This window comes from Flavobacterium sp. GW823-FHT06G12, from assembly GCF_058794775.1.
Window position 1 is genome coordinate 697,206 of sequence record NZ_JBXAHE010000002.1, and the last position, 21,040, is coordinate 718,245.

General features: G+C 34.4%; 13 protein-coding genes and 1 tRNA gene. 13 read left to right on the top strand and 1 reads right to left on the bottom strand.

Annotated elements, in window-relative coordinates; genetic code table 11:
* The first annotated feature begins 3 nt into the window (after positions 1–3).
* From AC1Q5Z_RS09960 to AC1Q5Z_RS10020, 13 genes are all read left to right on the top strand, one after another.
* Positions 4–1,626, top strand: coding sequence for an arabinan endo-1,5-alpha-L-arabinosidase (locus tag AC1Q5Z_RS09960; protein WP_492444598.1), 1,623 nt, complete (start codon positions 4–6; stop codon positions 1,624–1,626).
* A gap of 177 nt (positions 1,627–1,803) precedes the next feature.
* Positions 1,804–2,748, top strand: a complete 945-nt coding sequence (locus AC1Q5Z_RS09965; protein ID WP_198854973.1) for a glycoside hydrolase family 43 protein — start codon at positions 1,804–1,806, stop codon at positions 2,746–2,748.
* A gap of 71 nt (positions 2,749–2,819) precedes the next feature.
* The gene (locus AC1Q5Z_RS09970) at positions 2,820–3,800 is read left to right on the top strand and encodes an arabinan endo-1,5-alpha-L-arabinosidase (protein ID WP_492444601.1); all 981 of its coding nucleotides are present in this window, start codon (positions 2,820–2,822) and stop codon (positions 3,798–3,800) included.
* A 12-nt stretch (positions 3,801–3,812) separates the two neighbouring features.
* Positions 3,813–5,792, top strand: a complete 1,980-nt coding sequence (locus AC1Q5Z_RS09975; protein WP_345156773.1) for a glycoside hydrolase family 127 protein — start codon at positions 3,813–3,815, stop codon at positions 5,790–5,792.
* Positions 5,793–5,837: 45 nt separating this feature from the next.
* Positions 5,838–6,953, top strand: coding sequence for a glycoside hydrolase family 43 protein (locus AC1Q5Z_RS09980; protein ID WP_492444603.1), 1,116 nt, complete (start codon positions 5,838–5,840; stop codon positions 6,951–6,953).
* A 291-nt stretch (positions 6,954–7,244) separates the two neighbouring features.
* Positions 7,245–8,936: a ribulokinase gene (locus AC1Q5Z_RS09985; RefSeq protein WP_492444605.1), complete on the top strand. Its 1,692-nt coding sequence runs from the start codon at positions 7,245–7,247 to the stop codon at positions 8,934–8,936.
* A complete protein-coding gene (locus tag AC1Q5Z_RS09990; RefSeq protein WP_492444607.1) occupies positions 8,920–9,621 on the top strand; it encodes an L-ribulose-5-phosphate 4-epimerase in 702 nt (233 codons plus the stop codon). The genes AC1Q5Z_RS09985 and AC1Q5Z_RS09990 overlap by 17 nt, the downstream gene beginning before the upstream one ends.
* A 131-nt stretch (positions 9,622–9,752) precedes the next feature.
* Positions 9,753–11,261: an L-arabinose isomerase gene (gene araA, locus AC1Q5Z_RS09995; protein WP_286971556.1), complete on the top strand. Its 1,509-nt coding sequence runs from the start codon at positions 9,753–9,755 to the stop codon at positions 11,259–11,261.
* Between the two features lie 140 nt (positions 11,262–11,401).
* Positions 11,402–12,586 carry an aldose epimerase family protein gene (locus AC1Q5Z_RS10000; protein ID WP_492444609.1) on the top strand — a complete coding sequence of 395 codons (1,185 nt, stop codon included), beginning with the start codon at positions 11,402–11,404 and terminating at the stop codon, positions 12,584–12,586.
* Between the two features lie 192 nt (positions 12,587–12,778).
* The gene (locus AC1Q5Z_RS10005; RefSeq protein WP_492444611.1) at positions 12,779–16,066 is read left to right on the top strand and encodes an FIDD domain-containing protein; all 3,288 of its coding nucleotides are present in this window, start codon (positions 12,779–12,781) and stop codon (positions 16,064–16,066) included.
* Between the two features lie 194 nt (positions 16,067–16,260).
* Positions 16,261–20,073, top strand: coding sequence for an FIDD domain-containing protein (locus AC1Q5Z_RS10010; protein WP_492444613.1), 3,813 nt, complete (start codon positions 16,261–16,263; stop codon positions 20,071–20,073).
* Positions 20,074–20,114: 41 nt separating this feature from the next.
* Positions 20,115–20,585, top strand: coding sequence for an OsmC family protein (locus AC1Q5Z_RS10015; RefSeq protein WP_492444615.1), 471 nt, complete (start codon positions 20,115–20,117; stop codon positions 20,583–20,585).
* A gap of 115 nt (positions 20,586–20,700) precedes the next feature.
* Complete coding sequence (locus AC1Q5Z_RS10020; RefSeq protein WP_278019915.1) at positions 20,701–20,841, top strand: hypothetical protein; 141 nt, start codon at positions 20,701–20,703, stop codon at positions 20,839–20,841.
* Positions 20,842–20,907: 66 nt separating this feature from the next.
* Here AC1Q5Z_RS10020 and AC1Q5Z_RS10025 read toward each other — a convergent pair.
* A tRNA-Leu gene (locus tag AC1Q5Z_RS10025) sits at positions 20,908–20,987 on the bottom strand.
* Between the last annotated feature and the right edge of the window lie 53 nt (positions 20,988–21,040).

Consider the following 21,040-nt stretch of genomic DNA (forward strand, 5'->3'; position numbering starts at 1 on the left):
CAAATGAAAAAAGAAAACTTCATTTTAAAAACCATTTCGTTCGTCGGATTTTTTGTTGCAACGATTTTAATTACAAGTTGTTCCAAAGACGATCCAGCGGTAAAAACACCAGATCCAGATCCTGTGGTGACGCCTCCTGTGGTGACACCAACGTTTAACGGACCAACTTATGCTGACAATTATACTGCATTTGCAAGTTGGGCAAGTAGGTCACAATGGAATTTGGCAAATGTACACGATCCATCAGTGGAGAAATCAGGAGAATATTATTATATGTATCAAACAGATGCTTCTTACGGAAATGCGCATGATGGCAAAGGACATTTTTTCTACAGAAGATCCAAAGATTTAATCAGCTGGGAATTTATGGGGCCTTCAATGCTTCAGGCTCCAGCTTGGGTAAAAGATTCTTTAAATAACAAAAGAGCGAGAATGAGTCCGGCACTTCCTCCTATAGAAAATCCAAATTACGGATTCTGGGCGCCTTGTGTTCGAAAAGTAGGGAATGTTTTCAGAATGTATTATAGCATTGTAGTAACAAACCCAATTACAGGAACAGATACCAATACTTCTTGGTCAGAACGTGCTTTTATCGGTTTGGCTGAAACAACAGATTTAGCTTCTAATAATTGGGTTGACAAAGGAATGGTAGTCTGTTCAGAACCTGACGGTGTAAAAAGTTATGTTAGAAACGGAGGAAACGATTGGGATGCTTATTTTAAATTCAATGCCATTGATCCGAGTTTTATTGAAACTCCCGAAGGCGAACAATATCTAATTTACGGTTCATGGCATTCTGGAATTGCAGCTTTAAAATTAAATCCGACAACAGGAAAACCAGATAAATTAAAAACAATCGACGATTACGGAGTTCGAATTGCAGGTCGCGGAAATGTAAATACAAACCGTTGGCAGGCGCTCGAAGGGCCAGAAATTATCTATAATCCAGAGACGCAATATTATTATTTGTTCTTAGCTTATGATGAATTATCGGTTGCGTATAATACACGTGTGGCACGTTCCAAAAATATTCTTGGGCCTTATGTGACCAATACAGGAATGAGCATTACAAATGGTGCGGAATGCTATCCATTGGTAACACATCCGTATCAATTTAAAAATCATACAGGTTGGGTTGGATTTTCGCACTGCGCGGTTTTTCAAAACCCAGACACCAAACAATGGTTTTATGCTTCACAAGCACGTTTGCCAGAAGGAGTTGCCGGAATTGCCGTTTCTAATGCAGTCATGATGGGGCACGTTCATGGCATTCAATGGACAGAAGATGGCTGGCCTGTAATAGAACCAGAACGTTACGCAGGAGTGCCAACAACCACTTTTGCAGAAGGGAATCTAGTTGGAACTTGGGAACAGATTACGCTAAATTACCAATACAAAACCATGCAGAAAGCAGTCACGATTTTTTTAACTGCCGATAAAAAAGTAAGCGGAGATATAACGGGAACTTGGTCTTATGATCCCGCAAAAAAAATAGCAACCATAAACGGAGTGAAATGCAATGTAGTTGACGCTTGGGATTGGGAGTCGGCAACCAGAAAAGTGACTTTAACCTATACTGGAATCAATAATGCAGGAATATCCGTTTGGGGTAAAAAAATAAATTAAAATAGAGCCACAGATTAAAAAGATTAAAAAAAAAATCTGTGTAAAGCAAAATAGCCACAAATTTCACGAGTTTCCACAAATTTTAATTCGAGAAAATTGGTGCAATTCGTGGCAAAAAAACAGACTTAGATTTTAAAAATAAATCTATGTAATCTGTGGCAAAAAAATAAAGTAACAATGAAAAACCTATTTACAAGCCTGTCCATTTTGTTTTTATCGATTGCAGGAACTGCACAATCGGTAAAATTCAACAATCCTATTATTACAGATAAATATACTGGAGATCCTGCAGCATTGGTTTACAAAGACAAAGTGTATTTGTATGCAGGCCATGATGAAGCACCAAACGATTTTAATTTTTATAAAATGAATGAATGGCTGGTGTATTCTTCTTCTGATATGAAAAAATGGGAATCACATCCGGTTCCGCTGAAAGTAACCGATTTTAAATGGGCAAAAAGTGACGCATGGGCTTCTCAGGTAATAGAAAGAAACGGAAAATTTTATTGGTATGTAACAGTTGAACATGGTACTGTTCCAGGAAAATCAATCGGAGTTGCTGTGGCAGATAATCCGCTTGGACCTTTTAAAGATGCATTAGGAAAAGCATTAATTACCAACGATATGACCAAATTTAGCGATATAAGCTGGGACGATATCGATCCGACAGTTTTTATCGATACAGATGGACAAGCCTATTTATTTTGGGGAAATACCGCCTGTCATTATGCTAAATTAAAAGAAAACATGACGGAAATAGAAGGCGAAATTCATCACATAAAACTGCCAAATTTTACCGAAGCACCGTGGATTCATAAACACAAAGACTGGTATTATTTGTCATACGCTTATGAGTTTCCAGAGAAAATTGCCTACGCCATGAGCAAATCAATTACAGGGCCTTGGGAATTTAAAGGGATTTTGAATGAATTAGCAGGAAACAGTAATACGAATCATCAATCAATTATTGATTTTAAAGGACAATCGTATTTCATTTATCACAACGGAGCATCAAAACCAAATGGAGGAAGTTTTAGAAGATCGGTTTGTGTAGATAAATTATTTTATAACAAAGACGGAACGATGAAGCGTGTTGTAATGACCTCTGAAGGAATTCAATAGATTGTCGGTCTGCGCGAAGTCGAAGACAGTCACGGTCGCAGTTTTCAGCAACCAAACTTAAACTTACTTATATGGTTTACAAAAATATAAAATATACACTTTCTGGTTTTTTGATGCTAATTGCTTCAGTTTCTTTTGCGCAGGAAATTGTAGTTCACGATCCAGTGGTCTTCAAACAAAAAGACACTTATTATCTATTTTGTACAGGAAACGGAATCAGTGTTTTCAGTTCAAAAGATTTGAAAAAATGGAATAAAGAACCACAGGTTTTTGCCGAAAAACCAATTTGGGCAGATGGCGTTGCGGCTGATTTTAAAAATCATATTTGGGCGCCGGATATTTCATTTCACAACAACACCTATTATTTGTATTATTCTGTTTCTGCTTTTGCTAAAAATACATCGGCAATTGGTGTTGCCACTAATACGACTTTAGATCCAAAAGATAAAAACTACAAATGGGTCGATCAGGGAATTGTAATTCAATCACAGCCAAACAGAGATATGTGGAATGCCATTGATCCCAATTTGGTTTTTGATGAAAACAATACGCCTTGGCTTTCATTTGGTTCTTTTTGGGAAGGATTGAAATTGGTAAAATTAAATCCCGATTTAAAATCAATTGCTCAGCCTCAAGAATGGCATACAATTGCAAAACGCAAAAGAACTTTCGAATTAGCAGATTCAGACCCAGGAGATGGCGCGCTAGAAGCTCCTTTTATCTTTAAGAAAAATGGTTATTATTATCAATTCCTCTCTTGGGATTTATGCTGTCGCGGAGAAAAAAGCACTTATAAAGTCGTTGTTGGAAGATCTAAAAATGTAACGGGACCTTATTTGGATAAAGAAGGAAAACAACTCGATCAAGGCGGAGGAAGTTTAGTAGTTCAAGGCGACGAAAACTATTTTGGCGTAGGACATAACAGCGCTTATACTTTTGACGGAAAAGATTATATGTTTTACCATGCTTATGAAAAGAAAACCAAAGGAACGCCAAGATTAGTAATTCGAGAAATGCAATGGGATGCCGATTTATGGCCTGTTTTAAAATAGAATACAAAAGTAATGATGAAATACAACTTACCAATTTTAACGATTTTCATGTCACTTCTAGTTTTGGTTTCCTGTAAAGAGACCAAAAACAATGTGGTGCAGAATAAAACATCGGCCTTAAAAGCAGGTTACGAAATCGAACCGGTTAACATTCAAAATGTAAAACTAACCGATTCTTTCTGGCTTCCAATTATTAAAAGAGTACAGGAAGTAACGATAGAATACGCTATTAAAAAATGTGACGAAGAAGGTCGTTTTGAAAACTTTTTAATTGCCGGAAAACAAAAAACAGGAACAACAAGAGGAGATATGCCTTTTGATGATACCGATGTGTACAAAATTATCGAAGGCGCGTCGAATACTTTAATTAGTGCACCAAATCCGAAATTGGAAAGAGTTTTGGATTCTATGATTGCTATTGTAAAAATTGGTCAAGAGCCAGATGGATATATTACCACTTGGAGAACTATAAATCCAGCAAAACCGCCAGCACCTTGGGTTCCTGTAATCGAAGGAAAACGTTGGGAATCTTTACAGATTAGCCACGAATTGTATAATCCGGGACATTTAATTGAAGCTGCTATCGTGCATTACGAAGCAACAGGAAAAACCAATTTCCTAGACATTGCCATAAAAGCTGCCGATATGTTGGTAAGAACTTTTGGAGATAATCCAGGTCAAGTAAAAGGAGTTCCGGGACATCAGATTGTAGAAACTGGGTTATTGAAATTATATCAAATTACAGGAAAAGAAGATTATTTGAAATTGGCAAAATACTATTTGGACAATCGCGGAAATCCTAATAATCATAAATTATATGGAGAATATGCTCAGGATCACATGCCGGTTATAGAACAAAAAGAAGCCGTAGGACATGCCGTTCGTGCCGTTTATATGTATGCAGGAATGACCGATATTGTGGCACTGACTAAGGATAAAGCCTATGAAAATGCTGTAAATACGATATGGAATAATATGGTGAACAAAAAAATGTACATCACAGGCGGAATCGGATCGAGACATGATGGAGAAGCTTTTGGAGCTAATTACGAATTGCCAAATCTAACGGCTTACAATGAAACTTGTGCAGCAATTGGTGATGTGTATTGGAATCACAGATTACATAATTTATACGGAAAATCAGAGTATTTTGATGTCATCGAAAGAACCATGTACAACGGATTAATTTCGGGTATTTCGCTTGACGGAAAACAATTTTTCTATCCAAATGCCTTAGAAGCAGATGGTGTTTATAAATCAAACAGAGGTTCTTGTACACGTCAAGGTTGGTTTGATTGTTCTTGTTGTCCGACAAATTTAATTCGTTTTATTCCATCAATTCCAGGATTGATTTATTCGAAAACAAAAAACGATTTGTATGTGAATTTATATGCTTCAAACAATGCTTCTTTCACATTAGGAAAAACAGATTTACAGATTTCGCAACAGACTTCTTATCCTTGGAACGGAAAAGTTGGGATTTCAGTTAATCCAAAAAAAGAAAGCAAATTCACGATTAAACTTAGAGTTCCGGGTTGGGCAAGAAATGAAGTTTTGCCAGGAGATTTATATACGTACAAAAAAGCTTCGACTCAAAAACCAACTATTACTGTAAACGGAGAAGTATTGGCAATTCAGCCTGAAAATGGCTATTTCAATGTGACCAGAAATTGGAAAAAAGGAGACAAAATCGCTCTTAATTTCCCGATGGAAGTTCAAGAAGTAGAGACTAATTCTAAAGTTGAAACAAACAAAAACAAAGTGTCTTTAGAATACGGTCCGCTAGTATATGCGGTTGAAGAAATCGACAATAAAAACAACTTTGATAAAATCGATATTTCTTCTTCAGATACTTTCAAAGTAAGAAAAGAAGCCAACTTATTGCAAGGTGTAAATGTCATCGAAAATTCAAAATTTAAAGCCATTCCATATTATTCTTGGTCAAATCGCGGAGTTGGGAAAATGAAAGTGTGGATTGATTTTAAAGACTGAATTAATTCCTCACCAATAAATTAAATACAAACAAACCAGTATAACATGCAAACAAACCTATTAAAAAATTGGGCACTTTCAGCCATTGTTTTTGTAAGTGTTTCTTCCTGTACAGATAAAAAAGCAGAAAAAGAGTTGTCTAAAAAAGAAGCGGCCACTACAAAAACAACCTTAACTAATAAACCTATTGTTTTGCAAAGAGCAGATCCTTTTATCTATAAGCATACAGATGGGTATTACTATTTTACAGGATCGATACCAACCTACGATGCTATAGAGTTAAGACGTGCCAAGTCTATTGATGAACTTCAAAATGCTGAAACCTTTAGAGTATGGGAAAAACATAAGAGCGGACCAATGAGCCGTCATGTTTGGGCTCCTGAAATTCATTATTTAGATGGAAAATGGTACGTGTATTTTGCAGCAAGCGAAGAAAATGATATTTGGAAATTAAGACCGTATGTTTTGGAGTGTACAGGTCAGGATCCTTTACATGATAAGTGGATTGAACTTGGACAAATGCAGGCGGCTGACGCAGATCCAAAAAGTTTTACCGATTTTTCTCTGGACGGGACTGTATTTGAGCATAAAAATAAACGCTATTTCTGTTGGGCAGAAAAAACAGGTGGACAGTTCGCCGCTTCTAATCTGTATTTAGCCGAAATGGAATCGCCCGTAAAACTAAAAACAGTTCAATTTATGCTAACGACTCCAGATTATGATTGGGAACGCATAGGTTTTTGGGTAAATGAAGGTCCTGCAGTTCTTAAACATAAAGGGAAAATTTACATTACTTTTTCGGCAAGTGCTACAGGTTCTTGTTATAGTATGGGAATGATGGAAGCAGATGAAAACGCTGATTTACTAGATAGAAATTCTTGGAAAAAATCCAGATATCCAGTATTAAAAACCAACGAAGCAAAGAAAATTTATGGACCAGGACATAACTCATTTACAGTAGATGGAAACGGAGAGCCATTAGTAATTTATCATGCAAGAGATTACGAAAAAGCTGTTGGCGATCCAAAAGTTGTGCCTGCGACAGATAAAAGACCATTGAAAGAAATTATTGCAGATCCGCTGTATGATCCTAATCGTCATGCAAGAATGATGAAATTAAAATTTGATAAAAACGATACACCAATATTCGAATTTAACTAAAAACGTCAAATAATAATGACGAAAATTAGTCCGAAAGTAGGTCAGTTTAAAGTAAATGGAAGTAAAGTTTAGTACAATTTTCCAGCTTATTCTGTGACCATTTTGAAGATTAAGATGAAATAATCGCAACATTATAAATGTAACATTGACATTTATTTTCTGTTTTAGGCTTAAATCTTTGTTTTGATGCATTTTTTGTAAAAATTAAGGAGCAGAATTTTATTAAGTGTTTTTTGTACACTTATAAAATTTTAATAATTATATTTGTCAATATTTTAAAATAAAATACGAATGAAAAATTATGTAATAGGATTGGACTACGGAACAGATTCTGTTCGTGCGGTGCTTATTGACACAGAAAATGGGCAGGAGTTGGCATCGAATGTTTCTCATTACAAAAGATGGAAAAACAAGCAATATTGTGACGCTTCTATAAACCAATTTCGTCAGCATCCTTTGGATCATATCGAAGGATTGGAAATTACAATTCAAAATGTTGTAAAAGAAAGTAATGTTAATCCGGCATTGGTTCGCGGAATCTGTATTGATACAACAGGATCTTCTCCAGTTCCAGTTACAAAAGATGGAACGCCATTGGCATTAACAAAAGGTTTTGAAGAAAATCCAAATGCCATGATGGTTTTATGGAAAGACCATACTTCTATAAATGAAGCAAACGAAATTAACGAACTGGCAGTAAGTTGGGGTGGAGAAGACGTAACAAAATACGTTGGAGGAATTTATTCTTCGGAATGGTTTTGGGCAAAAATTCTTCATATTGCAAGACAAGACGAAGCGGTTAGAAATGCAGCACACACTTGGATGGAACACTGCGATTTAATGACGTATTTGTTAATTGAAGATAAAGATTTAAAAACCTTCAAAAGAAGCCGTTGCGCAGCAGGACATAAAGCAATGTGGCACGCAGACTGGAACGGATTACCGCCAGTTGAATTCTTAGAAAAACTGCATCCATATTTAGCGACTTTACGTGGCAATTTATATGATGAGACTTATACGTCAGACTTAGTTGCTGGAAAATTAAGCCAAGAATGGGCAGATCGTCTAGGGCTTTCGACAGAAACAGTTGTGGCTGTTGGAACTTTCGACGCGCATTCTGGAGCAGTTGGAGCTAAAATCGAAGAGAATACTTTAGTTCGTGTTATGGGAACTTCAACTTGTGATATCCTTGTTGGTTCTTATGATGAGGTTGGAACAAAAACCGTTCGCGGAATCTGCGGACAAGTTGATGGATCTGTTATTCCTGGATTTATTGGTTTAGAGGCAGGACAATCTGCTTTTGGTGATTTATTAGCTTGGTACAAAGAACTTTTAATGTGGCCGACAGAGCATTTATTACAAACTTCTTCTGTTTTAAATGATGCTCAAAAAGAACAATTAAGAGAAGAATTCAGCGATAAATTAATTGTTGAATTAACGAAAGAAGCAGAGAAAATTCCAGTTTCAGAAAGTCTTCCAATTGCTTTAGATTGGATTAATGGACGTAGAACTCCAGATGCAAACCAAGAAGTTAAAAGCGCGATTTCGAACCTTTCGTTAGGAACAAAAGCGCCTCATATTTTTAAAGCTTTAGTAAACGCAATCTGCTTTGGAGCGAAGAAAATTGTAGATCGTTTCGAAGAAGAAGGAGTAAAAATCGACAGCGTTATCGGAATTGGCGGTGTTGCTCGTAAATCTCCTTTTATTATGCAGACTTTGGCTAACGTTTTAAACAAGCCAATTAAAGTGGCAGCTTCAGACCAAACTCCTGCTTTAGGTGCAGCAATTTATGCAGCAGTTGCAGCTGGAATTTATCCAAACGTAATCGAAGCGAGCCAGAAAATCGGAAGTGATTTTGACGGAGAATATTTCCCTCAAACAGATAAAGTTGAAGCGTATCATAAACTGCTTTTAGGGTACGAAAAATTAAGTGCTTTTGCAGATCCAACTATTAAAATTTCTCAAAATGAGTTCTCTTTATAAAGATTTAAAACAAGAATGTTATGAAGCCAATATGCAGTTAAATGCATTGAATTTGGTTGTTTATACTTTCGGAAATGTGAGCGCCGTGGACAGAAAAAATGGTGTTTTTGCCATTAAACCAAGCGGTGTTCCTTACGAAGATTTAAAACCCGAAGATATCGTAATTGTCGATTTTGATAATAACGTAATTGAAGGTACAATGCGTCCGTCATCCGACACTAAAACGCATGCTTATTTATATAAACACTGGCCAAATATTGGAGGCGTTGCGCATACACACGCAACCTATTCTGTGGCTTGGGCACAATCGCAGCAAGATATTCCAATTTTCGGAACAACGCATGCCGATCATTTAACAGCTGATATTCCGTGTGCACCGCCAATGGCAGATTCTTTAATTGAAGGAAACTATGAGCACAATACCGGAATTCAGATTCTAGATTGCTTCAAAGAAAAAAATCTTTCTTATGAAGAAGTAGAAATGATTTTAATTGGAAATCACGGCCCATTTGCGTGGGGAAAAAATGCTGCAAAAGCGGTTTACAACAGTAAAGTCTTAGAAGTTGTCGCAGAAATGGCGTACCTGACTTTGCAAATAAACCCAAATGCACCAAGATTAAAAGATTCATTAATTAAGAAACATTACAACCGTAAACACGGAAAAGATTCGTACTACGGACAGTAAATGATTTTAGAGTGCAGATTTTAGATTAAAGAAAATAGAATAAAGAACATAGAGAAAAGACTTTCGTTAATCGTGAACTTTTAGACAAAGAAAAACGATTTGACGGTTAAACAAATAAACGATTAAACAACATGATAGATATATCTCAAAAAGAAGTATGGTTTGTAGTAGGAAGCCAAGAATTATACGGTGAAGAAACACTTAGAAAAGTAGCAGAACATTCTCAAATAATGGCAAAAGGATTAGATGCTTCATCTTCAATTCCAGTAAAAGTGGTTTACAAAGATGTGGTGAAATCTCCTTCGCAAATTTTAGATGTTTGTTTGGCAGCGAATTCTGAGAAAAATTGTATCGGAATTATTGCTTGGATGCATACTTTCTCTCCAGCAAAAATGTGGATTGGCGGATTAAATATTCTTAAAAAACCATTATGCCATTTGCATACACAATACAATGCTGAAATTCCGTGGGGAAGCATCGATATGGATTTCATGAACTTGAACCAATCGGCTCACGGAGATCGTGAATTTGGTTTCATGATGTCTAGATTACGTAAAAAACGTAAAGTTGTAGTTGGACATTGGGAAGATCAAAGAGTTCAAAAACAACTAGGAATCTGGTCAAGAGTGGTTTTGGGTTGGGATGAACTTCAAAACCTAAAAGTAGCTCGTATTGGAGACAATATGCGTGAAGTTGCCGTTACAGAAGGTGATAAAGTTGAGGCTCAAATTCGTTTCGGAATGTCTGTAAACGGATACGATTCTTCAGACGTTACAAAACATATTGAGAAAGTAACAGACAAGCAATTAGCTGATTTATTGGCAGTTTATGAGTCTTCTTATAACTTAACAGATTCTTTAAAAGAAGGCGGAGCACAAAGAAGTTCATTAGTAGAAGCAGCAAAAATCGAATTAGGATTAAGAGCTTTCCTTGAAGAAGGAGGATTTGGAGCTTTCACAGATACATTTGAAAACCTTGGCGTTTGGAAACAATTGCCAGGAATTGCAACACAAAGATTAATGGCCGATGGTTATGGCTTTGGTGGAGAAGGAGACTGGAAAACTGCTGCAATGGTTAGAGCTTTAAAAGTAATGTGTATTGGTTTAGAAGGCGGAACTTCTTTTATGGAAGATTACACATATCATTTCACACCACAAAAATCATACGTTTTAGGATCTCACATGTTAGAAATCTGTCCATCTATTGCTGACGGAAAACCTTCTTGCGAAGTGCATCCATTAGGAATTGGCGGAAAAGAAGATCCAGCTCGTTTGGTGTTTAATTCTCCTGCAGGAGACGCCATCAATGTTTCTTTGGTTGATATGGGAACTCGTTTCCGTTTAATTGTAAACGAAGTTGAAGCAGTTAAACCAATGGCAGAATTGCCAAAACTTCCAGTTGCACGTGTTCTATGGGATTGCAAACCAAATTTAGAAGTTGCAGCAACAGCTTGGATTTTAGCTGGAGGAGCGCACCACACGGTTTATAGCCAATCTATTACAACAGAATATATGGAAGATTTCGCAGATATTGCTGGAATCGAATTATTGGTAATTGATGAAAAAACAACCGTAAGAGAGTTTAAAGATAAAATCAATGCTAACGAAGCATATTTCCATTTATTCCAACACGGACTATAAGACAGTAAAACGTAATTTGTTAGATGTTAAATGTGAAAAAAAAAGAAAAAGGTGATTTTTACATTTATAAAATGATTAAATTTCACATCTGACATTTTATATCTAACATCTAACTTTTACAAACCAAAAAACTACAATTTATGAATGTATTAAAACGCTCTCTTTTCATATTAAGCATGCTTGGTATTGCCATAGTTTCAGTTCAGTGTAAAGGCGATAAAAAAGCTGATACAGAAAAAGCTGAAACCGATGCAAAAGCTTTAGTTACAATTGATAAATCGGAATACAGAACTACTGCTAAAGGCGAAAAAGTAGAAAGCTATAAACTGAAAAACCAAAACGGGATGGAAGTAGACATCATCACTTTTGGTGGAAGAATTACGGATTTGAAAGTGCCTAATAAAGCAGGTGTTTCTGAAAATGTAGTAATCGGATTCAGTTCTTTAGCGCAATACGAAAAAGAAAATCCATTTTTTGGAGCTTTAATTGGAAGATACGGAAACCGAATTGCAAAAGGTAAATTTTCATTAGACGGAAAAGATTATCAATTGGCAATTAACAATGCACCAAATGCTTTGCACGGTGGTCCGCAAGGATTTTTTAATGTGGTTTGGAAAGCTGATGAGGTTAAATCTGGCGATACAGCTTCTTTAAAATTATCTTACTTAAGTAAAGATATGGAAGAAGGATATCCTGGAAACCTAAAAGTTTTTGTGACTTATACATTGACAAATGACAATCAGTTAGAAGTTTTATACGAAGCAACAACAGACAAAAAAACGGTTGTTAACTTAACGCAGCATTCATATTTCAATTTATCTGGAGATTTCACCAAGACAATCTTAGATCACGAATTGACATTAAATGCAGATAAATTAGTTCCAGTTGATGCAGATTTGATTCCGACAGGAAAATTAGAAGATGTTGCTGGTACGCCCTTCGATTTCAGAACGCCAAAATTAATTGGAAAAGACATTAATGCTAAAAATGATCAATTAGAAAAAGGAAAAGGTTATGATCACTGCTGGGTGTTGAATAACCCTGAAAAAGGAAAAACAATCATTGCAAAAGTATATCACGCAGCAAGCGGAAGAGTTATGGAAATGACAACAGACGAGCCTGGAATTCAGTTCTATTCTGGAAATTTCCTTGACGGAACCTTGCCAATGCCAAACGGAGGAACTTTTGCACATAGAACAGGATTATGTTTAGAAACAGAACATTATCCAGATTCTCCAAACCAGAAAAATTTTCCAACAACGGTTCTAAACCCTGGAGAAAATTATAAAACTAAAACTACTTTTAAATTCTCGGTAAAAAAATAGTTTTAGAATCTGTTAATTAGTTTAGTAATTCTCTAAAAACCTCGAAAGTGTCTGACTTTCGGGGTTTTTTGTTTTGAAGATTATTTAGTTTCAAAGAAATATTTTTTCAACCCTATTTCTGTCATTTGATTCTTATATTTGGAGTTAATAATCAAACCTAAAAATTTAAAAGAGAGGCCAAAAATTACTTAAATGAGAATAACTATAAATCAAAAAAACAAATTTAATACAGCAATTTCGTTTTTATTTTTTCTGTTTTTCCAATGCATAAATGCGCAAATAACATTGACCCATAATGTTGGAACAACACTTGTTAAGACTAGTATGTATACTTGCGATAGAGATGAAGCCTGGTCGAAGTTATTTACATTATCAGATTTTGGTATAAAACCAAACGAACAATTTGTTATTAGATCGGGACAAATTGGAATTAGTAAATCTGATGAAGGTTCAAATTTATATTTTACTGTCTATAGTATCGACGACAATTTTCCTGTTTTCTTTTATTCTTCATTTCCAAGAACGGTGCTTGGAAGCCGTAGTTTTAATCCAACGAGAGTTATTAATGGTGCTCCAGAAATTTTCCAGTTTGATTTTGATGAACCAATAGTTGTTCCGGCTGGAACTAAAAGAATAATGGTCACAGTGCATAAAATAAAAGATATTTATAATCCAAAGTCGGGAGAAGTCTTTATTGCGGGTACTGCACAAGACAATGGAGAATCGTGGTATTTAGGCTGTGACTTAAATCATGGACTATCGCGTACTACAGATTTGACTATTCCTGTTCCAGATGCAAATTTTTATATCAATGTGACGGGTGAAGTATTTGATACAAAAAGTTTAGGACCAATCACTAGAATCTCACATAACCTCAATGACGAATTAATAGATACTGGTATACATTCATGTACATCGGCATATATTTATTGGGCAAGAACTTTTAACTTAAAAGATTTTGGTATATCAAATAATGAGGAATTTATAATTAATTCTGGGCAAGTTGGAATTAACAAAACAGGTTGGCTAGCTGAAATTAGTTTTAATATCTATGAAATTGATGATAATTTCCCATGTTCTTTCTCTGAAAAAAAATTAATAGGAAGCAGTCAATATGAAGAGCTGCGGCCGAGTATTGATGAGAACTCTCAGATTATACAAGTAGATTTTGATAAACCAATCAAAATTCCAGCTGGTGTAAAAAAAATTCTGGTAGAAGTTCATAAAGGAATTGTTTATGGAGATGGAGTTGCCTTTATAGCGGGTACAACACAAAGTGAGGGCGTGTCATGGCAACGAGGTTGTACAACACTAGTAGGATATCCTGATCTTGGAAATGGCTATGTTTCGACTGCTGATTTTGGAAAACCGCAAGCCAATTTTTATATCAACGTGACAGGAAATGTAAATAAGGTTAAAAATAATGTTTTTGAAATGAACATTTCGAATATATGTTCTGAATTCTTAAAAGAATTTAGTGTTAGTGATCAGTCAAAAATTGCTTCAATTATATGGGATTTCGGAGATCCAGATTCAGGAGCAAATAATGTTTCTACAGATTTATCTCCCTTTCATGATTTTTCGGCCGATGGAAAATATACTATTACCGCCAAGGTTACTGGCAAAGATGGAACTGTTGAAAATTTATCGGAAACAATTGATGTGAAAGAACCGCCTAAAGCATATGGAATCAATAATATTTACGCTTGTGAAAATAGTTTAAACACAGGATTTTCTACCTCTTTTGATACTTCAACAGTTACGCAGCAGGTTTTGGGAACTCAAACTAAAAAAATAGTTACTTTCATAGACAGCAAAGGCAATAAGTATGAAACATTGCCAAACCCATTCGCAAATACAGTTAAAGATAGAGAAACGATTACTGTTAGGGTAAGTCACGATGACAATCCTTGTTGCTATTCTGAAACTACATTTGATTTAATTGTAAATCAATTGCCAAATTTATCTCCAATTTCAGATTTGGTTGTTTGTGATAATGGAAATGGTTTTGCCCAATTTGATTTAAAACCAATAGAGACAATTTTAGAAACTTCTGCTGACTTAAAAGCTGAATTTTATCATCAAAACGGGCAGAAGATACAAGGTTCATTAAATGCAGTTGCGAATCTAATCGCCAAAGAAGAAAAAATTACTGTCAAGGTTGTCAATACGAATACGAATTGTTATAATGAATCGACATTTAACCTAATAGTAAGTCCGGTTCCTGCTGCAAATTCTTTACAAGAATTAATAGGCTGTGATGATAACAATGATGGAATTTCGGAATATTTTGACACTTCAAATGTTGAATTAACCGTTTTAGGAAATCAACAAGGAATGAAAGTTTCTTATTTTGATAATAATGGAAATCCATTAGCAAGTCCGTTGCCAAATCCTTATACAAATGCAACTAAAAATCAAGAAATAATAACTGTTAGAGTAACTAATATTTTAACCAATTGTTATAAGGAAACGACATTAGTTTTAAAAACAACTTCGCAACCTCAAATTAATAAACCATCCAATAAATATGCCTGCGATGAAGGAAATGGTTTTGCCACTTTTGATATGTCCGGAATAGAAAAAGAAATTATAGGAAATCAATCAGGGCTTAAAGTAATGTATTTTGATAATAACGGAAACCAATTGGCAAGCCCATTTCCAGCCTTATTTCGAAATACACAGTCAAAATCCCAAACAATAAAAGTAAAAGTAGAAAACCAAACCAATAGCCTTTGCAATTCTGAAACAAGTTTTGATTTATTGGTGAACGAATTGCCTACTGTAAAGGTCGAAAAAACATATTTTCTATGTAATCTAGAGACTTCTTTACATGTAAATGTTGAGAATAATTTAGATGGTTACAGCTGGAAATTTGGCGAGGATAATGTTATTTCAAATACTAACGAAGCAGATTTGGTAAATGCAGGAAAGTATACTCTTGTGGTTGGAAAAATTCAAAACGATATTTATTGTGAAAACAAATTTGAGTTTGAATTGATACGATCGACTCTTCCAACTATTAAAGAAGTAAGATACAAGGAATTGTCAGATAACAATTTTATTGAAATTATCCCAACATTCGAAGGAAATCTAGAATATTCTATAGACGGAATAAACTATCAGGATAGTAATTATTTTTCTAATGTTCAGGGCGGAACTTATATTTCTTATCTGAGAGATAAAGAGGGTTGCGGTGAAGACACTAAAGAAGTTACAGTAATTGATTATCCTAAATTTTTCACACCAAATAGCGATGGCCATAATGATCTTTGGCAGATAACAAGTAGTAAAAAATACCCAAATTCAAAAATATCTATATTTGACAGATATGGCAGATTATTGAAAGAACTTTTTGCAAATGATCTAGGTTGGGACGGATTCTACAATGGAGCAGAAATGCCGACAGATGATTATTGGTTTAGAGCTAATTTTGATAATAAGACTATTTTTTCAGGACATTTTTCATTAAAAAGATAATTTGCTGAAATAAATTTTACAGCAACGGTTTTTAAATCTATCAGAAAATTATAAAACAAAAACTATTTTTAAGGTTTCTGTTCAAAAGAATTGTTTAGTTCTAATTTTAAGAAAAAATGAAGATCTTAATAGGAATTATTATTTGATATTCTTTAGTGTAAATGTTTATTTTTACGCGAATTATTATATCATTTATGCTAAAAATATTATCCGTAATTTTCTTTTTATCGTTAGGTTGTTATGCACAAGGTGAGGCAAACATTTGGTATTTTGGAGATTTGTCAGGGGTTGATTTTAATGGTGTATCACCAGTTTCTTTAAAAGACAGCCAAATGTATGCAGATGGCGGATGTTCGAGTATTTCTAATGCAAACGGAGAATTGTTATTTTATACTAACGGAGTGGTTGTTTGGGACAAGCTTCATAATAAAATGTCAAACGGAAGCAATTTAGGAGGCAGTTATGTAATAGGCCAATCAACAATTATAATTCCCAAACCAGGATCAAATAATATTTATTATATAATAACAAGTCCTGGATTAGATATAAACATGAATTCGTCTACAAAATATACAGAAGTAGATATGAATTTAAATGGCGGATTAGGAGATGTGACTGTCAATAAAAATGTACCAATTGCAACTGGTACTTGCAGAAATATAGCGGCTATAAAAAAACCAAATGATATCGATTACTGGTTTATTCTTCATAATGAAATTGATGACAAATTTTATGTTTACAGTATTACTTCTGCGGGAATTATCACTAATCCAATAGTAAGTAGCTCTAAATCTGCAAATGACGGAGGTTTGTTTTTTTCAGGATATTTAAAGTTTTCACCAGATGGATCAAAAATTGCAATGGCAGCCTATGGTGCAGGAACAACTTTATTTGACTTTGATGTCAATAACGGATTAATATCTAATCCACAGATTATAAATAATCATTATGACTGTTATGGAGTTGAATTTTCTCCTTCAGGAGATGTTTTATATACAACCAGATCAGATATATATAAAAATCAATTAATTCAATACGATTTAACGGCTTCAAATATTCAGTCTACTGAAAAAATTATAGGTAGCGGTCACAATATGGGATTTTACGGTTCTATGTCGTCCTTGCAATATGCTCCTGATGGCAAAATATATCTTTCATTTACCAATTCTTATGCCTTAGGTGTTATTAATGATCCTGATAACCTGGGGCCTAGTTGCAATTATAATCCTGCAGCTCTTAATATCTTTGGAGAAACCAATGCAGATCTCCCACAGTTTGTAAGGTCAGTACTTGATTTTTCAATAAAAACAAAGAATAATTGTTTGGGAGAAAACACCTCGTTTTCATTAACAGGCAGTCAAAATCTTGTGTCTATAGTTTGGGATTTTGGTGATGGGACTACAAGCACAGATAAAAATCCTTCTCATACATATACTTCAGCAGGAAAATATATTGTCTCTGTATCTGCTACAAGTGCACTTGGAAAAAACCTCAAAAGGAAAAAAGAGGTTCATATTTCAGAAATACCTGTAGCAACCCAACCTCAAAACGTATTAGTTTGCGACAACGATAATAATGGGTTGTATTCTTTTGACTTAACTACGCAGAACAAAGCTATATTAAATGGACAAGATCCTGATTTGTTTATAGTAAATTATTTTTCTAATAATAAAATAATTGATTCACCTGAAAATTACATTAATTCGGTTTCTTATCAGGAGGAAACTATAACTGCCGAAGTTTCAAATAAAATCAATACAGAATGTAAAAGCATCACAACTTTTAAAATTGATGTATTTGATACGCCATTTCCTAATTTATCTACAGCAATTCAGGATTTAGTTTCATGCGATAATTCAAGTTTTGGAAGTGACAATGATGGTAAAGTTATTTTTGATTTGACTCAAAGAGCTACCGCTATTTTAAACGGGCACTCAGCGATACAATTTCTCTTATCCTATTATAAAGATGAAACCTTAACACAGCCTATTCTTACTCCAGAGAATTATCAAAACACAAACTTAAAAGAAACTATTTTTGTCAAATTGGTTAATAAAGATAATCCCAATTGTGTAGCGGTTACTTCATTCAAAATTGAAGTTTTGGTTTTGCCAGATATCAATAATGCAATTGATTTAAAGCAATGTGATGATAATATTGATGGTTTTAGTGCTTTTAATTTAGAAGAATCCATCAGTAAAATAACTTCCAATGTAAACAATGAAGATATTTCTTTTTTTAAAACTGCCCAAGATGCACAAAATGGCACTAATCCTATTTTGAATACAACAAATTATATTAATCAGGTTGCTAGTGTCGACAGAGTATTTGTTCGTGTAACCAATAAAAATGGATGTTACAGAACCGCACAATTAAATCTTATCGTATCTACAACTCAAATACCGAAATCTTTTAGAAAAAGCTTTGTGCAATGTGATGATGCAATTTTAGGGACAAATACAGACGGAATTGCATCTTTTGATTTTAGTGATGTAACCAATCAAATTCAAAATATATTTCCAGCGGGACAGCAGTTAGATATTACGTTTTATACAAATTTATCGGATGCACTTGCAGAGAAAAATAATATTTTAGACATCTCAAATTATAGAAATACAGGATCTCCAAATGCTCAAGATATTTATGTACGTGTAGATAATAAATTAAGTAATGACTGTTTAGGGTTAGAAAATTGCATTACCCTTACAGTTGAACCAATTCCATTAATACAATCAATGGAACAAATTCATTGTGACGATGATCATGACGGATTATATGCCTTTGATACATCAGCAATTGAAAGCAATTTATTGAATGGTTTGAACAATGTTACAGTTTCGTATTTTGATCAAAATAATAATGAGTTATCAAGTCCGTTACCAAATCCTTTTATAACATCGACACAAACAATAAGTGTTGTTGTTAGCAATAATAATTTACCATCTTGTTCTTTTGCAAGTACCTTGAAGTTTATCGTTGATGACTTGCCTCAAGCTTTTCCTATTGACGCATCCTTAACTACTGTTTGTGATGATGAAGTAGATCCAGCTCTGCAAGACGGAAAATACGCGTTTGACACTTCTGATTTTGAAACTACAATTCTTGGAGGACAAACTGGAATGATTGTAAAATATTCAGATGGTAATAATATTGAATTGCCGAGTCCGTTGCCCAACCCTTTTATTACTTCTTCTCAAAATATAAAGGTTGAAGTTAGCAACCCTTTAAATTCTTCTTGTATTGCCAGTACAATTATTCCGTTTATTGTACGACCAAAACCGGTTATTAAATTAGAAGGAGAGGAGCTGGTGTGCAGCGATCTGCCAACTTTTACAAAAATTATCAATGCAGGTTTATTAGATGAAACTCAAAAAGGAAATTATAGCTATAGCTGGACATTTAATGGAAATTTAATTGAAAGAGAAAACAATTATGATTTGACTGTAAATAAAAAAGGAATTTATAAAGTAGAAGTGCTTGATAATGAAGGGTGTTCTGCAACAAGAACCATTACAGTAAATGCATCTGATAAAGCAACATTAGAAATAGAGGTTGTCGATATGTCTTCAGAGAATGCGATAACAGTATTGGCTACTGGTGCTGGCGATTATGTTTTTTCTTTGGATGATAAAAATGGTGATTATCAAACAAGCAATATATTTACAAATGTGCCTGCAGGAATACACAATGTTTTTGTTAAAGACTTAAATGGTTGCGGTGTTGTTGCACAAGAAGTTGCAATTTTAGGAATTCCTAATTATTTTACTCCCAATCAAGACGGGTATAATGATACATGGAATTTAAAAGGAATAAATCCTATATTCACCTCAAAGACTAGTGTACAAATTTTTGATCGCTATGGTAAATTTATAAAACAAATTAATCCAATAGGAGAAGGTTGGGACGGAACATATTTAGGACAGCAAATGCCTTCAGCAGATTATTGGTATTCAATTCAACTAGAAGACGGAAGAATCTTTAAGGGGCATTTTAGTTTAAAGAGGTAAAACATACTAAAGTATATTCTGCAATTGTAAAAAAGTAAAAAATGGCATTTAAACATCTATTTAAAGCATCATTAAATTGGATTTCAAACAAAAGTTCAGAAAATACAACTTCAAAAATTTACACCAAAAACCATCAAATTCAAATTGAAGGAAAACCCGTTTTAGATATTTCGGCAGCAAAAGCTTTCAAAGGCGATCCGTCATTATATAATCCAGAAGATTTATTGTTAAGCAGTTTAGTTTCTTGTCACATGATGTCATACTTATATGTCTGCTCCCAAAACGGAATAGAAGTTTTAGAATATTCAGATAACGCTGAAGCCATTCTTGAAGTAAATGCAGATGGAAGTGGAAGTTTTACAGAAGTTAGATTGAATCCAAATGTTACGATTGGAAACTCAGATAAAATAGAATTGGCTTTAGAACTTCATAAAAAAGCAAACCAACTATGTTTTATTGCTAATTCATGCAATTTTCCTGTTTTGCATGAGGCGAGTTGTAAAGTAGTTTAAAAAATAAAAATCAATATGGTTTTCCGTAATATTCTAAAGGGACTATTCGGGTTATTTGCTTTAGAGATTTATTAAATCTCGACGAAAGATTTTTTAACTTTAAAACAATTAAATTATGGAAGCAATTCAAGCAATTAAACCAGGCCCAAAACCTAAAACACCAGACGGGACACCAGATGAAAGAAGAAGGGTCACTCCTCCAAATCAACCAAAACATCCAATTCTAAAACCTCATATCCATAAACCAAAGGATTAGACACAGGAGTGTTGTTTTGAAATAAGGTAATAAAAAAACCTCTTCCGTTAAGAAGAGGTTTTTAAGTACCCGGAGCCGGAGTCGAACCGGCACGGTTTCCCACAGGTGTTTGAGACCAGCGCGTCTACCAATTCCGCCATCCGGGCGTAGCAGACGAAAAAATAAATGATAAATCAGTTATTTTAACGCAATAGAATGA

Excerpts from the sequence above, each read along its gene's own strand:
- AC1Q5Z_RS10015 (WP_492444615.1), top strand. The coding sequence starts at position 20,115 with ATGGCATTTAAACATCTATTTAAAGCATCATTAAATTGGATTTCAAAC.
- AC1Q5Z_RS09980 (WP_492444603.1), top strand. The coding sequence starts at position 5,838 with ATGCAAACAAACCTATTAAAAAATTGGGCACTTTCAGCCATTGTTTTT.
- AC1Q5Z_RS09985 (WP_492444605.1), top strand. The coding sequence starts at position 7,245 with ATGAAAAATTATGTAATAGGATTGGACTACGGAACAGATTCTGTTCGT.
- AC1Q5Z_RS09970 (WP_492444601.1), top strand. The coding sequence starts at position 2,820 with ATGGTTTACAAAAATATAAAATATACACTTTCTGGTTTTTTGATGCTA.
- AC1Q5Z_RS09965 (WP_198854973.1), top strand. The coding sequence starts at position 1,804 with ATGAAAAACCTATTTACAAGCCTGTCCATTTTGTTTTTATCGATTGCA.
- AC1Q5Z_RS09975 (WP_345156773.1), top strand. The coding sequence starts at position 3,813 with ATGATGAAATACAACTTACCAATTTTAACGATTTTCATGTCACTTCTA.
- AC1Q5Z_RS10000 (WP_492444609.1), top strand. The coding sequence starts at position 11,402 with ATGAATGTATTAAAACGCTCTCTTTTCATATTAAGCATGCTTGGTATT.
- AC1Q5Z_RS10010 (WP_492444613.1), top strand. The coding sequence starts at position 16,261 with ATGCTAAAAATATTATCCGTAATTTTCTTTTTATCGTTAGGTTGTTAT.
- AC1Q5Z_RS10020 (WP_278019915.1), top strand. The coding sequence starts at position 20,701 with ATGGAAGCAATTCAAGCAATTAAACCAGGCCCAAAACCTAAAACACCA.
- AC1Q5Z_RS09960 (WP_492444598.1), top strand. The coding sequence starts at position 4 with ATGAAAAAAGAAAACTTCATTTTAAAAACCATTTCGTTCGTCGGATTT.
- AC1Q5Z_RS09990 (WP_492444607.1), top strand. The coding sequence starts at position 8,920 with ATGAGTTCTCTTTATAAAGATTTAAAACAAGAATGTTATGAAGCCAAT.
- araA (WP_286971556.1), top strand. The coding sequence starts at position 9,753 with ATGATAGATATATCTCAAAAAGAAGTATGGTTTGTAGTAGGAAGCCAA.
- AC1Q5Z_RS10005 (WP_492444611.1), top strand. The coding sequence starts at position 12,779 with ATGAGAATAACTATAAATCAAAAAAACAAATTTAATACAGCAATTTCG.